The following is a 15,066-nucleotide window of genomic DNA, read 5'->3' as shown; positions in this document are numbered from 1 at the left end:
TTTCTATTATAGAAAGCCTCTTTTCTCTATTTTTCTACAGCAATTTCCTGTTTTTGAAACTTAGAAACTATATAACCAAATCCTATACCGATTATGCCTGGAACTAACCAACCAATTCCTACACTATATAATGGAATCTTATCTAAAATAGGTGCTAGCGCTGCAATTTGAAGGTTTGCATTGTGTAACCCATCAAAGAAACTTATTGCAAATGCTCCTACAATCCCGCCCACATACATCGCTAACGGAAGACGAACGTAGTTTTCAACAAGTGATAATACGATAAGTACGATTCCAATTGGATAAATGGCGATTAAGATTGGTAATGCTAATGCATTTAACTGAGTTAACCCAAGGTTTGCTACCATAAATGCTAATACACAGAAAATAAAAACGACTTTTTGATAAGAAAGCTTTGGTAATAAGGAAGAGAAGTAATCACCACAAGCTGCAACAATACCTACAGAAGTTGTTAAACATGCTGCTGTAATTGCGATCCCTAGTAATAAAGTTCCGTAGCTACCAAATAAATGATTCACGACATTTGTTAAAATAATTCCTCCGTTTGCGCCCATTCCAAGCGATACACTAGAAGCTCCAAGATACGCAAGCGCTAAATATACAAGTAGTAAACCAAGTGCTGCAATAAATCCTGCAAAGATTGTTACTTTTGCAATACTATTTTTATTTGTAATGCCTTTTTCTTTTAACGCATGAATTACAACATTTCCGAAAACAAGTGCTGCAAGTCCATCTAAAGTTAAATATCCATCAATAAATCCTTTGAAGAGAGGAGCACTATACGCTTCTGTCGGTGCACCAAATTCTCCAATTGGTGTAATAAGTGCTTTACCTACGATAATTGCAATAACTGCTAATAATATTGGAGTTAGTACTTTACCAATACGCCCCACTAATTTCGAAGGATTTAAAGCTAAATAGAAAGTGACTGCAAAGAAAATAAGTGTAAAGATAACAAGTGGATATGACTGACCAGCTATCTCACTTGGTAAAAACGGTGCAACACTCATCTCATAAGCTACTGTTCCTGTACGCGGCACACTTACGAATACGCCTAAACATAAATAAATTGCAGTGATAAAAACAAGTGCGAATATAGGATGTACACGTCCTGCTAGCTCATTAATATCTCCCTTTAAAGCTATAACAATTACTCCTAATAAAGGTAGTCCAACCCCTGTTACGATAAAACCAAACAGCGCGATCCATACGTCCGTTCCAGCACCTTGCCCTAACGCTGGTGGAAAAATCATATTGCCTGCACCAAAAAACAGTGCAAATAACATTAAACTTATTGCAAACATCTCTGAAAACTTTAAAGATGATTTCATTTCTACTAACCTCCTAAAATAATTAATTGACAAAATATTCTGATTTTTAATCCGTCACATATCCTCTTTCAAGCATACTTCCCCGTAAAAGAACGCAAAAAACACCCGTCCCTAACAAAGGGACGAGTGTTGAAATCGTGGTTCCACCCTTATTCTAATAAAATGAATTTATAGCAAAATAAGCTCATTTTATAGCTCGTGTAAATTGATAACGGTTTTATCCGTCAAGAATTACAATGCATCATGTATGCAGTTCACTCTTGAAGTTTAGAGGTGGTAAGCTTGTCTTTTCGTATTAGGAAGCTCACAGCCTAAGGCTCCCCTCTCTGAGAATCGTAAAATACAACTCATGTCCTCATCATTACTTTTATAAAATATCTTGTCGAAACTTGTTGTTTTTTATTATATGGGCTATTTTTTAAAAAATCAATAGTTTTATTTTTTCTGACAAAAAAATATAGGGAGAAAATTTTTCCTCCCTATAACTGCCCTCTTAATATCTCTAATTCCTCAGTTGCAATGTTCCGCCATTTTCCTACTCCAAGCTCATTTAGCTCTATATTCATAATGCGCACTCGCTTTAGCTTTATTACAGTAAATCCGAAAGCACGACTCATTCTACGAATTTGCCTGTTCATTCCTTGCGTTAAAACGATACGAAATGTTGATTGATCGACTCTCGTCACTTTGCACGGCTTCGTCATACCATCTTTAATCTTTACACCGCTGGACATCTCATCAATAAACCAGTCCGTAAAAGGTTTATCGACTGTGACAACATATTCTTTCTCGTGTTCGTGATCACCGTGTAAAATTTGATTGGCAATCGCGCCATCATTCGTTAATAAAATAAGTCCTTCTGATGCTTTATCTAATCGCCCAACTGGAAAGATTCGCTCTGGGTAATTGATATAATCAATAATATTATCTTCAATATGATCAGCTGCTGTACAAGTAATTCCGACTGGTTTATGGAATGCGATATACACCTTTTCTTTCTCTTCTTTCGCAATAACCTGTCCATCAATCGTTACAACATCACCATCGCTCACAAGTGCACCGTGCGTACATATTTCGCCATTAATAGCCACGCGTCCAGCTTTAATAAGGCGGTCTGTTTCACGTCTTGAGCATGATTTTGCTTCGCTTATGTATTGGTTGATTTTCATGTTTTATTCCTTTTCATATATAATAAAAACGTCAATCTATGGCAATATCATTATGCCACGATTGACGCTTTTTCACTTCGCAAAAACAACTAAATAAATAACCCCAATCACCAAAAATATTCCACAACAAGCTAACAATACTTTTGCAAGTTTGTCCATAAACATATAATGGTTTCCCCTTTGTTTCGTTGTTTGCTATTTTAATTCGACAACTGTTACGCCTAGGCCTCCCTCGCCCATGTCACCGTAACGGTAATTCTTCACGCCGCGATGCTTCTTCAAGTAATCTTGTACACCTTGGCGAAGCGCTCCTGTTCCTTTACCGTGAATGATTGATACACGAGGATAACTTGCAAGCTGGGCATCGTCTAAATATTTTTCAACGCGCATCATTGCATCTTCATAACGTTCACCGCGAAGATCAAGTTCCAATGAAACGTGGTAATCTCTACCCTTCACACTTGCGACTGCTTTTTTCTCTGTTTGCTTCGGTGTGTTAATGTATTCCATGTTAGATTCTTTTACTTTCATCTTCAGAATACCGATTTGTACGCTCCACTCTGTATCACTTACTTTTTCAAGTAATTGACCCTTTTGACCGAACGTTAATACTTTTACTTCATCACCTGCGCGTAACTGTTGTTTCGGCGCAGTGTTTTTCACGTTTACTTTTTGTTTCTTCACAAGCTCTGGCGCTGTTCCTTCTAGACGGCTCTTCGCTTCAATAAGCTCATGGTCTTTCACATTTACAAGCTGTGCTTTACGCAATTGACGAAGTTCTTGAATAATACCTTCTGCTTCTTTCTTCGCAGCTTCGACTTTTTCTTCCCCTTCTTTTTGCGCTTTTAATAATTTTTCATCACGCTCATCGTTAAACTCAATAATTTGACGTTGCAACTCACGATGAAGTTTCTCAGATTGTTTGCGAAGTGCCTCTGCTTCGTTCCAGTCACGCTCTGCGTTCTTCTGGCTTTCTTCTAACTTCGCAATCATATTTTCAATTTTATTTGTATCTGTACTAATGTGGTTACGTGCTTGGTCAATAACGCGATCAGATAATCCAAGGCGCTTCGAAATTTCAAAGGCGTTACTGCGACCTGGTACACCGATTAATAACTTATAAGTTGGACTTAATGTATTTACATCAAACTCAACACTCGCATTAATAACTTGCTCACGGTTATATCCGTACGCTTTTAATTCTGGGTAATGCGTCGTAGCAACAACGCGAGCACCGCGGTTACATACCTCATCTAAAATCGAAATTGCTAGTGCAGCACCTTCTTGCGGGTCTGTTCCAGCACCTAATTCATCAAATAAAACTAAGCTTTCAAAATCAGCTTTTTCTAAAATATCTACAATGTTCACCATATGTGAGGAGAACGTACTTAAGCTTTGTTCAATCGACTGCTCATCACCGATATCAGCAAAGATATTTTTAAATACACAAATCTCTGACTCATCCATTACTGGAATGTGAAGACCAGATTGCGCCATTAATACACAAATACCAACTGTTTTCAGCGTAACTGTTTTACCACCTGTATTCGGTCCTGTAATAACAATTGTTGTGAAATCTTTACCTAGCATAATGTTATTTGGCACAATAATTTCTGGATCGATTAGCGGATGACGAGCTTGTCTTAAATCCATATAACGCTCGTTATTTACAATTGGTTTCGTTGCTTTAATTCGTTTCGCATAAAAAGCTTTCGCAAAGATGAAATCAAGATTTGCAACTACTTCTACGTTTGATAAAACGATATCGGCTTCTACTGCCACTTCTTCTGTTAACATTAATAAGATGCGTTCAATTTCTTGTTTTTCTTTCACTCGTGCTTCTTGTAGTGCATTATTTAATTCTACAATTACTTGTGGTTCAATAAATAACGTTTGTCCAGAAGCAGATTGATCGTGAACAATACCGCCATATACGCCGCGGTATTCTTGCTTTACTGGGATTACGTAACGTTCGTTACGAATCGTTACAATCGAGTCAGACAGCATCTTTTGTGCGTTTGAAGAACGCGTCATATTTTCTAACTTTTCACGAATACGGCTTTCCGCAGTACGAATTTGAGTACGAATACCACGCAGTTTATCACTCGCGCTATCGACTACTTCACCGCCATCACCGATGCAATTTGTAATTTTCTTTTCTAAATCATATAAAGATACAATTTGAGCGACGTGAGTTTCTAAAATCGGAAGCTCGACACCGTTATCAGCCATATCTTCAATGAAACGTTTCATATTACGACTACCATACATCGTATTCGCAATATCAAGTAGTTCATTAGGGCTTAACATACTTCCAATCTTTGCACGCTTCACATTTGAGCGAATATCCGTAATGCCACCTAATGGTGCACTACCTTTTAAACGAATGACTTTCGCTGCTTCATCCGTTGTATCTTGCATTTCTACAATTTCTTCAAAATCAGTGCTCGGCACTAAATTCTTCACTTTATCACGGCCAAGTGAAGAGGCTGTATGTTCAAGTAATTGTTCTTTTACTTTATTGTATTCTAATACACGCAACGTTCTTTCTAACATGTTGCAGGTCCCCCTTGTGTTACTTATTACGTTTAATATAGTCTAATAAACGTTCAATATCCCATGTGTTAATCACGTTATCTTTTTGAATCCAACCTTTACGTGCTGCAGCTACACCTGTTTCCATATCTTCTAACATTTCAAGTGTATGAGCATCCGTATTAATCGCTACTTTTACACCAGCATCTTGTGCTTGTTTTAATAATTTCGCGCTTAAATCTAGACGGTTCGGATTCGCATTTAATTCTAAAACTGTATTTGTCTCTTTTGCGAGTTCAATTAATAAATCTGTATCTACATCATAACCCTCACGGCGCCCGAGAAGACGTCCTGTCGGATGGGCAATCATTGTGACATGTTTATTCTCAAGTGCAGTACGCAGACGTTTCATAATCGTTTCACGGTCTTGTGAGAAGCTAGAGTGAATCGCTCCAATGACATAGTCTAATTCTTCTAATACTTCATCATCAAAATCAAGCGAGGCATCTGGTAAAATGTCCATTTCAATTCCGCGTAAAATTGTAATGTCTGGATACTTTTCATTCATACGTTCAATTTCTTTCGCTTGCTCACGAAGACGCTCTTTCGTTAAACCATTCGCTACTTTCAAGTATTGCGAGTGATCAGTAATCGCCATAAACTTGTATCCACGAGCACGGCACGCTTGTACCATTTCTTCAATAGAAAAAGCACCGTCACTCCAAGTTGTATGCATATGTAAATCACCTTGTATATCGGAAAACTGAATTAAGTTTGGATACTCTTTAATTAATTCAATTTCTTTTCCATCTTCACGCACTTCTGGCGGAATAAATGGCAGACCGAAATGAGCGAAGAAGTCTTCTTCAGTCTCAAATGTTTTCACTTCACCTGTTTCCAAGTTCTCTACACCGTACTCACTAATTTTCTCGCCTTTATCTTTTGCGATTTGACGCATTTTTACGTTATGGTCCTTTGATCCTGTGAAATGGTGAAGAGTTGTAATAAACTCTTCTGGTTTTACTAAACGAAAATCAATTGAAATATCATATTCATATTGAAGACGGACAGAAACTTTCGTATCTCCACTCGCGATTACTTCAATCATGTTATCGAATTGTAGTAAATGCTCACGTACCGCTGCTGGTTCTGTCGTTGCAATGATAAAATCTAAATCTTTCACTGTCTCACGAACACGGCGTAAGCTACCAGCGCGAGAGAAACGAATTACTTCAGCAATATTCGACAATTTCTCCTCTATTTCCCCGGCAATAGGCAATACCATCGCAATTGGTAAACGCTCTGGACGAGAGCCTACTTGATCGATTGCTTCTAATATTTTCTCTTCTGTCTTCTTACCGAAACCTGCTAAAGCCTGTACTTTATTTTCCTCACAAACAGCTTTTAGCGATTCCATATCAACAACACCAAGTTCTTTATATAACTTAGCCACCTTTTTACCACCAAGTCCTGGTAGTTTTAATAACGGCAATAAGCTACTTGGTACTTCTTTCTCAAGTTCTTGCAATACTTCAGATGTTCCCGATTCTATATATTCTTGAATAACGGCTGCTGTTCCTTTTCCGATTCCTGGAATCTTTGTGAAATCTTCAATTTCAGAAAGACTACGATCGTCACTTTCTAATGCTGCTGCCGCTTTACGAAATGCAGATATTTTAAATGGATTCGCACCCTTTAGTTCCATAAAAAGCCCGATTGTCTCTAATAATTTGATAACTTGTTTTTTATTTACTTTCATCATTGCCCGCCTTTCTTTCATAGAAAAAAACTTCTCTTTCCGAAAAAAGAGAAGTTATACTCTGCTACCTGTCTGCCATAGTTCCTTCACCTTTTCAGATAGAATCGGTGTATCGTCTACAATTATTTTGCTAATTGATGATTTTTGTAATGGTGTTTGTACTTGTTCAATCGGAAGAATATTTCCAATGATAATTAAGACAAACAAAATAATATATACTTCTAAAAATCCGAGGATTGCCCCCGCAAACGCATTTACTTGCTTTAAAACCGGTATTTCTGCAAACATATTTAACAAATTACCAAGTAATGAAAGTGCAATTTTAGTGATAATAAACAATATGATAAACGCAAGCGCTTGATAAAATACTGTCTCAATATTATTTGCATCAATCCATTCTGGAACAGATACGTTTTTATCAAATGGATACGGAATAAATTTCGCAAGTGCTGGCGCTAAATCTTTACAGTACCAGTATGCAACAAGGTATGCGATAATAAAGCTTGTTAACTTTACAAGTTGCAGAATAAACCCTCTGCGTAAGCCGAGGAAAAATCCCATAACAAGCAGTAAAATGATAATAATATCAATCATGTTATTCCATTCCTTTTTTTGTCATACTTTCTTTCAATTTCTCATGTTCTTCTTTTAATTTTATGTAATCGTGTATGACGTTTACCGCCGTCAATACCGCTAGTCTACTCGTGTCAAGCGAAGGATTCTTGGCATTGAGTTCGCGCATTTTATCATCCACAATCGCTGCTACCATGCGGATATGACTTGTACTTTCATCGCCAACAACTGAATATTGCTGACCATAGATTTCTACATTAATTCGACTTTTCTTTCCCTTTTGTTGTGACAACTCACCGGCCTCCAATCACGTACAGAATCCTAAAGTTTATCATACCATGAACCTTCATAATATGGAAACAGAAAGAACAATCCGATATGATAAAAATAACAATATAAAAAAAGGGGCGACCATTATGTCAAATTCTATCGTAATTCAAACAAATTCTACAGTAATTGAAGACATGAAACAACAATATAAACATTCGCTTAGCCCAAAAATTCCACAAGGCGGAATCTTCATGGCAAAGGTACCATCTTGCACAATTACAGCGTATAAATCTGGAAAAGTAATGTTCCAAGGAGGCCGCGCTGAAGCAGAAGCTTCTCGTTGGCAAACTGTCTCTCAAACACCGAAAACAGCTGTAAAAAAATCTGTCGATTCCCATCTTTATGCGCCGCCCGCTTCCATCGGTACAATGTCTATTGTAGGGTCTGATGAAGTTGGTACGGGAGATTTCTTTGGACCGATGACAGTCGTTGCTGTATATGTGGATGCAAAGCAAATCCCACTGCTAAAAGAACTTGGTGTAAAAGACTCTAAAAACTTAAATGACGATCAAATTACTGCCATTGCGAAACAACTTCTACACGTTGTTCCTTACAGCTCTCTTGTCCTTCATAATGAAAAATATAACGAGCTATTTGATAAAGGAAACAATCAAGGTAAGTTAAAAGCTTTACTACACAATAAAGCTATTACAAACTTATTAGCTAAAATGGCACCTACAAAACCTGAAGGCGTCTTAATCGATCAATTCACACAACCTGATACATACTATAAATATTTAGCAAAACAAAAACAGGTACAGCGTGAAAATGTTTATTTCGCTACGAAAGGTGAAAGCGTCCATTTAGCAGTAGCCGCTGCTTCTATTTTAGCTCGCTACTCATTCGTAAAACAGTTTGACGAACTAAGTAAAAAAGCTGGTATGCCACTTCCAAAAGGTGCTGGTAAACAAGTTGATATCGCCGCTGCTAAATTAATTCAAAAGCTTGGTAAAGAACGATTACCTGAGTTTGTGAAACTGCATTTTGCTAATACAGAGAAGGCGTTTCGCTTATTAAAATAGTATCGACAAAAACAGGAGCCTACAAACTCCTGTTTTTTGTTTCACCCTACTATTGTCCTTGTAATTATGTCACAACATAATTATACATATTATTAAAATTAAAGAAGATAATTCCTATTACTATTTCTATAAATGATTCTAAACATCTTACTAGGTAATCCCATGAAAGACAATTCAAAATTAGGGAGAATATCCAACTATTAAGTGAGCAACAGGAGTTCCAAAATTTAATCGAAAGATATGGTAGATCATTCCTATTAAATTTTCGGATTCGAAAATTTATCGTGAAACACGATGCACAACAAGCTACAACACTTCTGTGAGGAATTTGAATTCATGATTAGAAGAAAAGGATTGTTTACATAAGGAGGGAATTCATATGGACGCTGTGAAAGTTAAAAAATTATTATATGTTTTCATACACCTCGTAGGTCCACTTTCTTACTTCATTATTTCTACTGTTTGGGGCACTTTCTTCACTACTAAATCCACATTCGAAAACATATCTGATAGCCTTAGCGTTATGGCCATCTATTACGTGTTCATGAGTTTACTGTGGTTTTTCTATTTCGATCGATTAGACAAAGATGTCGATAACATTACAAAAGAAATTAACGATAAGAAGATGTAATACATGAAAAAAGGAGAGTCGCCAAGACTCTCCTTTTTTATGTTAGCTTCGTTTCTGCTTCTTATTAGATGAAGGTACTTTATGAGAACCTGTTTCATATGTCGTCGTTCCTTGTCCTTCTACTTCTGGAGAACCTAGGCCCGATCTTGAATGATCTTTTTTTACTTTTTTACTCATTTATATTCACCCCTTCGCGTTACTTTTTGCTACAGGGTAATAAACTATGCAAAATAAAAAGCGAGAGGAAATCCTCTCGCTTTTTTCACATTTTAGAACTCAGAAGAACCTGGAGTTCTTGGGAATGGAATTACGTCACGGATGTTAGCCATACCAGTGATGTACATTAGGAAGCGCTCGAAACCTAGACCGAATCCAGCGTGTTTTGTACCGCCGTATTTTCTAAGTTCTAAGTACCACCAGTAGTCCTCTTCGTTCATACCTAATTCTTTAATTCTGTCTACTAAAACGTCCATTCTTTCTTCACGTTGACTTCCGCCGATTAATTCGCCGATGCCAGGAACTAGAAGGTCAGTAGCAGCTACTGTTTTTCCATCTTCATTCATACGCATGTAGAACGCTTTAATGTCTTTCGGGTAGTCAGTTACGAATACAGGGCGTTTGAAGATCTCTTCTGATAAGTATCTTTCATGCTCTGTTTGTAAGTCAATACCCCATTCTACTGGGTATTTGAAGTCAGCACCTGATTCTTGAAGTACTTTAATTGCTTCTGTATATGTGATGCGACCGAAGTCAGAGTTAATCACGTTGTTCATACGCTCTAGAACTGTTTTATCAACGAAACTGTTGAAGAAGTCCATTTCTTCTGGTGCATGCTCTAATACATATTTCATTGCATATTTCAGCATATCTTCTGTAAGATCCATTACATCGCCTAACTCAGCGAATGCAATCTCAGGCTCAACCATCCAGAACTCAGCAGCGTGGCGAGTTGTGTTTGAGTTTTCCGCACGGAATGTAGGTCCGAATGTATATACATCACGGAATGCTAATGCATACGCTTCAGCGTTCAGCTGTCCACTTACTGTTAAGTTTGTTTCTTTACCGAAGAAGTCTTTTGATTCATCAACTTGTCCGTCTTCACCTTTTGGTACGTTGTTTAAATCTTGTGTTGTTACGCGGAACATTTCGCCAGCACCTTCTGTATCACTACCAGTGATGATTGGTGTGTGAACATGTACAAATCCACGCTCTTGGAAGAACTGGTGAATCGCAAATGCTGCGATAGAACGTACGCGGAACGTTGCAGAGAATGCATTTGTTCTTGGACGTAAGTGAGCGATTGTACGTAAGTATTCAAACGTATGACGCTTCTTTTGAAGTGGGTAATCAGAATCTGATAAGCCCTCGATATCAATTTTTTCTGCTTTAATTTCAAATGGTTGCTTCGCCCCAGGCGTTGCAATTACTTTACCTTCTACTTTCACTGAAGAGCTAAGTGGAAGCTTTGCAATTTCTTTAAAGTTCTCTAATTCTGTATCGAAAACGATTTGAACGCTTTTGAAGAAGCTACCGTCGTTTAATTCGATGAAACCAAATGCTTTTGAATCACGTAAGTTACGAATCCACCCTGATACTTGTACTGTTTGACCTGCATACTTTTCTGTATCTCTATACAGACTTTTTACTAATGTGTTTTCCATAGTAAAATTCTCCTTTGCTGATATATTTAAATACAAAAAAACCTTTCATCCATAAAGGGACGAAAGGTTAAACTTCGCGGTACCACCCAATTTGTCATAAAGACCAACTTTAACTCGTATGTAATACATACTTCCCGGTTTGTAACAGGCCGGATTCCCGTCTAAGTCTACTCTTGAATACAAAATTCAATTTCGGTTAGCAACTCCAAGGTGTTCTTCACATATACCGCCTCATCAGGCTCTCACCGCCCCTGACTCGCTTTGGATTATAGTATATACTACTTTTCCTTATCATCGTCTTTCATTTTGTTAAACTAAAATTAATGTACTACATTCGAGAGAAAGATGCAAGATGCCAGAAAATATATAAGCGATTTTTGTAATATATCGACTTACCGACATCTTTCGACGATTGTGCAATAAAAAAAATTGCCGGAATGAATCCGGCAATTTTCTAATTACTTACGTAACTCCGCACCAAATTTCTCTTCTACCGTTGTTAATACACGGTTATGCGCTTCTGTTACTTCTTCATCTGTTAACGTACGTTCTGCATCGAAGTAAGTCATAGAGAATGCAAGTGATTTCTTGCCTTCTTCCATTTTTTCACCTTCGTATAAGTCGAATAGTGTTACGTCTTTCAGAAGTTCTCCGCCAGCTTCAGCAATGACTTGCTTCATTTCACCAGCTTTTGTTTCTTTTGTTACCACAACAGCCATGTCACGTGTCATAGATGGGAAACGTGGAATTGATGAGTAGTAAGTTTCTTCAGCGTCTGCACCGAATACTTTTACAAGAGATAGTTCAAATACGAATGTATTTTTCACATCTAATTGTTTTTCTGCTTCTGGGTGCAATTGACCGATGAAACCAATTACTTCGCCATCTAATACGATATCAGCTGTACGGCCTGGATGCATACCTTCACGTTTTGCTGGTGCATATGTGATTTGGTTTGAAACGCCAAGTACGTCGAATAGTCCTTCTAGTACACCTTTCATAACGAAGAAGTCTACTACTTTCTTCTCACCTTGCCATGCATGGTGAAGAGCAAGACCTGTCATAACACCTGCAAGGTGTTGTTCTTCTTTCGGAAGTTCCCCTGCTTCTGTTGGTAAGAAGATAGAACCTACTTCGTATAAAGCAACGCTGTCGTTTTTACGAGCAACATTGTATGAAACTGCTTCTAGCAATTGCGGCACTAAGCTTAAACGAAGTTGGCTACGCTCTTCGCTCATTGGAAGCGCAAGGTTTACAGGTGCTTTTTCGTTTGGCTCAACCATGTATTGTTTCGCTTTGTCAGCGCTTGTTAATGAATACGTAATTGCTTCATATAAACCAGCACCCTCTAAGAAGCGACGTACTTTACGACGTTTCGTTTGTGCTGATGTTAATTTACCACGAGTCATCGTTCCAGAAGGTAATGTAACTGGAATGTGGTCATAACCGTATAGACGGCCCACTTCTTCTACTAAGTCTTCGGAAATTGTAATATCAGGACGACGTGCTGGTACATTTACATGGAATGTTCCTTCTACTTCTGTGAATGGGAATTTCAAGTTTGTGAACATTGTACCCATCTCACTCGCAGAAATATTTGTACCTAATACACGGTTTACTTTTTCAGCAGTAACAGATACTGTACGCTCTTGTACTTGTAAGTTGTCAGCTTCTACTACACCTTCAAGCGCTTCACCGCCAGCATATTTCGCCATTAAAGCAGCTGCGTGTTGAATTGCTTCAAATGTACGTGTTGGGTCGATTCCTTTTTCGAAACGTGCACTTGATTCACTACGAAGACCTAAGTCTTTTGATGTACGACGCACTGTTTGACCTGCAAAGTATGCAGACTCAATTAGAACGTTTACTGTCTCATTTGTAACTTCAGAATCCGCTCCGCCCATTACACCAGCAACAGCTAAAGCTTTTGTTCCGTTTGTAATTACAAGGTGGTGGCTTTGTAATGTACGCTCTTGATCATCTAACGTTTCAATTTTTTCGCCTTCTTTTGCAAGACGAACAACGATTTCTTTTGAACCTAATTTATCGTAATCGAATGCATGTAACGGTTGACCGTATTCCATTAAAATGTAGTTTGTAATATCAACTACGTTGCTAATTGGACGAATGCCAGCTGCCATAAGGCGAGTTTGCATCCACATTGGTGATGGACCAATCTTTACGTTTTTAACCATTTTTGCAATGTATAATGGGTTTTCTTCTTTCGCTTCTACATTTACAGAAATATAATTAGAAGTTTTTTCTGCTGTTTCTTGTAATTCGATAGCTGGAAGTTTTACTTCTCGCCCGTAAATAGCAGCCACTTCATATGCAACACCTAACATGTTTAAGCAATCTGCACGGTTTGGTGTTAAACCAAGCTCAAGTACTTCATCGTGTAAGTTTAAAATTTCAAGTGCATCTGCACCAACTTCAGCGTCACTTGGGAAGATGAAGATACCATCTGCATATTCTTTTGAAACTAACTTTCCATCAATGCCAAGCTCTTGAAGAGCACAAACCATACCGTGAGAAGCTTCACCACGTAGTTTTGCTTTTTTAATTTTGAAGTTACCAGGAAGTACAGCACCAACTTTTGCAACTGGTACTTTTAAACCTTTTGCAATATTAGCAGCTCCACAAATAATTTGAACTGGCTCTTCTTCACCGATATCGATTAAGCATTTGCTTAATTTATCAGCTTCTGGGTGTTTTTCACATTCTAATACGTGACCAACTACAACACCTTTTACACCTTTATTTAATACTTCAACGCCTTCTACTTCAATACCACTTTTCGTGATTTTGTCTGCTAGTTCTTGTGCTGTTACAGCTTTAATATCTACATACTCTTGTAACCAACGATATGATACGAACATATTTATCCTCTCCTTCCCTTACGCTCGTTTGAATTGTTGTAAGAAACGTACATCATTTGTATAGAAATGACGAATGTCATCTACGCCGTATTTCAACATTGCGATACGCTCTGCGCCCATACCGAATGCGAAACCTTGATATTCTTTTGAATCATAACCAGCCATTTCAAGTACGTTCGGGTGAACCATACCTGCGCCTAAAATTTCAATCCAGCCAGTTCCTTTACAAGTGCCGCAACCTTTGCCATGACACATCATACAAGAAATATCCATCTCTACAGATGGCTCTGTGAATGGGAAGAAACTTGGACGAAGACGGATTTCACGATCTTCACCGAACATCTTTTTCACGAATACTTGCAGTGTACCTTTTAAGTCACTCATACGAATGTTTTTATCAATTACAAGACCTTCAATTTGCATGAACTGATGTGAATGCGTCGCATCATCATCATCGCGGCGATACACTTTACCAGGACAGATAATTTTGATTGGGCCTTTTTCTTTATTATTTTCCATCGTACGTGCTTGCACAGAAGATGTATGTGTACGTAGTAACGTTTCTTCTGTAATGTAGAATGTATCTTGCATGTCACGTGCTGGGTGATCTTTCGGTAAGTTTAGTGCTTCGAAGTTGTAGTAGTCTTTTTCTACTTCTGTTCCTTCAGCTACTTCATAACCCATACCGATGAATACATCTTCAATTTGTTCAACAACAGCTGTTAACGGATGGTGACAACCTGTTTCAACAGGACGACCTGGTAATGTAACATCAATTGTTTCCGTAGCCAATTTCGCTTCAATTACTGCTTTTTCTAAGTTACCAATTTTGTCTTCTAGACGCGTTTGAATCGCTTCACGTACTTCATTTACTAATGCTCCCATACGTGGACGCTCTTCTGCTGATAATTTTCCCATGCCGCGTAATACTTCTGTAATTGGACCTTTTTTTCCTAAATACGCTACGCGTACGTCGTTTAAGCCCTTTAGCTCTTTCGCTTCTTCAATAAGCTCTAACGCTTTTTGCTTTAGCTCTTTTAAACGTGCTTCCATTTTGGAACCCTCCTAATTTTAAAAATAAAAAAACCTCGCTCCCAAAAAGGGACGAGGTAAATTCGCGGTACCACCCTAAATTGACAGAACAAGTCTGCCCAC

12 protein-coding genes, 1 pseudogene and 3 other annotated features (1 of these 16 running past the window's edge) are annotated in these 15,066 nt (G+C 38.0%); of the genes and pseudogenes, 3 read left to right on the top strand and 10 right to left on the bottom strand.

The genetic code is table 11. The features are described 5' to 3' along the window. Window positions 1–26 precede the first annotated feature (26 nt). From brnQ to zapA, 6 genes are all read right to left on the bottom strand, one after another. Window positions 27–1,352 carry a branched-chain amino acid transport system II carrier protein BrnQ6 gene (gene brnQ, locus BM089_RS10890; RefSeq protein ID WP_000842650.1) on the bottom strand — a complete coding sequence of 442 codons (1,326 nt, stop codon included), beginning with the start codon at window positions 1,350–1,352 and terminating at the stop codon, window positions 27–29. Window positions 1,353–1,467: 115 nt separating this feature from the next. Continuing rightward, window positions 1,468–1,723: a binding site (T-box leader), on the bottom strand. 108 nt (window positions 1,724–1,831) lie between these two features. Beyond that, window positions 1,832–2,521, bottom strand: coding sequence for a 23S rRNA pseudouridine(2604) synthase RluF (locus tag BM089_RS10885; protein ID WP_090976956.1), 690 nt, complete (start codon window positions 2,519–2,521; stop codon window positions 1,832–1,834). A gap of 195 nt (window positions 2,522–2,716) precedes the next feature. After that, window positions 2,717–5,077, bottom strand: a complete 2,361-nt coding sequence (locus BM089_RS10875) for an endonuclease MutS2 (RefSeq protein WP_016080118.1) — start codon at window positions 5,075–5,077, stop codon at window positions 2,717–2,719. A gap of 19 nt (window positions 5,078–5,096) precedes the next feature. Beyond that, a complete protein-coding gene (gene polX / locus BM089_RS10870) occupies window positions 5,097–6,815 on the bottom strand; it encodes a DNA polymerase/3'-5' exonuclease PolX (RefSeq protein ID WP_000867533.1) in 1,719 nt (572 codons plus the stop codon). A gap of 54 nt (window positions 6,816–6,869) precedes the next feature. After that, the gene (locus BM089_RS10865) at window positions 6,870–7,409 is read right to left on the bottom strand and encodes a CvpA family protein (protein WP_000565409.1); all 540 of its coding nucleotides are present in this window, start codon (window positions 7,407–7,409) and stop codon (window positions 6,870–6,872) included. 1 nt (window position 7,410) lies between these two features. Continuing rightward, window positions 7,411–7,680 (bottom strand): cell division protein ZapA, encoded by a 270-nt coding sequence (gene zapA / locus BM089_RS10860; RefSeq protein ID WP_000082701.1) that lies wholly within the window; start codon window positions 7,678–7,680, stop codon window positions 7,411–7,413. A gap of 124 nt (window positions 7,681–7,804) precedes the next feature. Between zapA and rnhC the strand changes: the two genes are divergently transcribed. The 3 genes and pseudogenes from rnhC to BM089_RS10845 all read left to right on the top strand — a co-directional run bounded on the left by rnhC (window position 7,805) and on the right by BM089_RS10845 (window position 9,371). Continuing rightward, a complete protein-coding gene (gene rnhC / locus BM089_RS10855) occupies window positions 7,805–8,740 on the top strand; it encodes a ribonuclease HIII (RefSeq protein ID WP_090976954.1) in 936 nt (311 codons plus the stop codon). 132 nt (window positions 8,741–8,872) lie between these two features. After that, window positions 8,873–9,106 (top strand): annotated as a pseudogene (locus BM089_RS10850) (hypothetical protein). A gap of 13 nt (window positions 9,107–9,119) precedes the next feature. Beyond that, entirely contained in the window at window positions 9,120–9,371 is a 252-nt protein-coding gene (locus BM089_RS10845; protein ID WP_090976952.1) for a hypothetical protein, read from the top strand. A gap of 42 nt (window positions 9,372–9,413) precedes the next feature. Here the strand turns inward: BM089_RS10845 and BM089_RS10840 are convergent, their stop codons facing one another. The 4 genes from BM089_RS10840 to pheS form a co-directional block, all read right to left on the bottom strand. Next, on the bottom strand, window positions 9,414–9,548 hold the full coding sequence (locus BM089_RS10840; RefSeq protein WP_090976950.1) for a YuzL family protein: 135 nt from the start codon (window positions 9,546–9,548) through the stop codon (window positions 9,414–9,416). Between the two features lie 92 nt (window positions 9,549–9,640). Then, the gene (gene asnS / locus BM089_RS10835) at window positions 9,641–11,032 is read right to left on the bottom strand and encodes an asparagine--tRNA ligase (protein WP_000432189.1); all 1,392 of its coding nucleotides are present in this window, start codon (window positions 11,030–11,032) and stop codon (window positions 9,641–9,643) included. Window positions 11,033–11,084: 52 nt separating this feature from the next. After that, window positions 11,085–11,336, bottom strand: a binding site (T-box leader). 154 nt (window positions 11,337–11,490) lie between these two features. Beyond that, window positions 11,491–13,911 (bottom strand): phenylalanine--tRNA ligase subunit beta, encoded by a 2,421-nt coding sequence (pheT, locus tag BM089_RS10830; RefSeq protein ID WP_090976948.1) that lies wholly within the window; start codon window positions 13,909–13,911, stop codon window positions 11,491–11,493. 18 nt (window positions 13,912–13,929) lie between these two features. After that, window positions 13,930–14,964, bottom strand: coding sequence for a phenylalanine--tRNA ligase subunit alpha (gene pheS, locus BM089_RS10825; protein ID WP_000388220.1), 1,035 nt, complete (start codon window positions 14,962–14,964; stop codon window positions 13,930–13,932). Window positions 14,965–15,008: 44 nt separating this feature from the next. Then, window positions 15,009–15,066 (bottom strand) — a binding site (T-box leader); it runs 171 nt beyond the window's last position.

It is taken from the genome of Bacillus sp. 5mfcol3.1, from assembly GCF_900114335.1.
Lineage (GTDB): Bacteria > Bacillota > Bacilli > Bacillales > Bacillaceae_G > Bacillus_A > Bacillus_A thuringiensis_S.
The sequence above is the reverse complement of the archived record's forward strand: the minus strand, read 5'-3'. Positions and strand labels throughout refer to the sequence as shown.